The organism is Parasedimentitalea denitrificans, assembly GCF_011813015.1.
GTDB lineage: Bacteria > Pseudomonadota > Alphaproteobacteria > Rhodobacterales > Rhodobacteraceae > Parasedimentitalea > Parasedimentitalea denitrificans.
Genome location: NZ_QHLQ01000075.1, coordinates 1 through 806, shown reverse-complemented (window position 1 = coordinate 806; position 806 = coordinate 1). Strand labels below are relative to the sequence as shown.

The 806-nt window shown below is 56.0% G+C and carries 1 pseudogene; it reads left to right on the top strand.

What is annotated here, in order from left to right:
• A pseudogene (locus DL239_RS21375) lies at positions 1–801 on the top strand (IS5 family transposase); the annotation flags it as partial.
• Between the last annotated feature and the right edge of the window lie 5 nt (positions 802–806).

Below are 806 nucleotides of genomic sequence, written 5' to 3'. Positions count from 1 at the left end.
GAGGGGACGTCAGCAGTCTTATAATGATGCCGCGATACAAGCTTGTCTGACGATCAAAGTGCTGTTTGGTTTGCCCCTGAGGCAAACGACTGGGTTTGTTGAAAGCTTGCTGGAATTGGCCGGGCTGAGCTGGACAGTACCGAACTTCAGCACTTTGTGTCGACGGCAGAGAACGTTATCGATTGCGATCCCATTCCGAGGCACATCGGGGCCTTGCACCTTCTGGTAGACAGTACAGGTATCAAAGCGGAGGGCGAAGGTGAGTGGAATGCCCGCAAGCACGGCGGCCCTAAACGCCGCCTGTGGCGCAAGATCCACATTGGTATCGATGAAGAAACACTGGAAATACGTGCCATCGAGGTCACCAGTAGCAGCATCGGTGACGCACCCATGCTACCTGACCTGCTCGATCAGATCCCACCGGACGAAGAGATTGGCAGTGTCACCGGAGATGGGGCTTACGATACCCGCAAATGCCACGATGCAATTGCAGCTCGCAATGCCCATGCTGTCATTCCACCGCGTAAGAATGCGAAGTTGTGGAGGCCTAACACGCCCGGAGCTAGGGCGCGAAACGAAGCTGTTCGGGCATCAAAGTATCTGGGCCGTGCATTATGGCGGCAAGTGACCGGATACCACCGCCGAAGCCGCGTCGAGACAAAGATGCATTGCTTAAAACTACTTGGTCAGCGCCTCTCCGCGCGTGACTTCGGTCGGCAGATCGCGGAGATCCAAATCCGAGCCGCGATCCTCAACGGCTTTACTGCACTTGGCATCCCCAAGACAGAGGCGATAGGCTAAATCCG